Source organism: Tropicimonas sp. IMCC6043, from assembly GCF_004146235.1.
Lineage (GTDB): Bacteria > Pseudomonadota > Alphaproteobacteria > Rhodobacterales > Rhodobacteraceae > Tropicimonas.
On the sequence record NZ_SELO01000177.1, the window covers coordinates 1 to 368 of the forward strand.

The following is a 368-nucleotide window of genomic DNA, read 5'->3' on the forward strand; positions in this document are numbered from 1 at the left end:
GCCGCGGGGCGAGGCTGCGGTGAACGCTGGGAACGGTTGCTAGCGCACACGCGACATCTAGCTGTTGACCGGGCGCTTATATTCTCTGACGTGCACATGGCCATCGCACTTGCAATGGCGGGCGAAGCCGGGGCTTTGCAGCGATTTTTCGAAGCCGTGCAGGAATACGCACATGGAGGCAACTCGTTTGATCGGCAGGCGAGTGCCCGCCTCACGATCCCGCTTGTCAATGCACTATGCGCCCGTCTTTCTGGAGACATGGGGGCTGCAACAGATATCCTGAATGACGTAAGGTTCGACTTTCAGAATATGGGCGGCAGCATCGCCCAGCGCGACATGCTGGAGATACTGCTCATCGATTGTGCGAT

General features: G+C 58.4%; 1 protein-coding gene. It reads left to right on the top strand.

Translation table 11 applies throughout. From position 1 onward, the window contains the following. Nucleotides 1–96: 96 nt before the first annotated feature. Nucleotides 97–368: hypothetical protein (locus EU800_RS26310; protein WP_207210030.1), on the top strand; the 272-nt coding region annotated here is incomplete at its 3' end.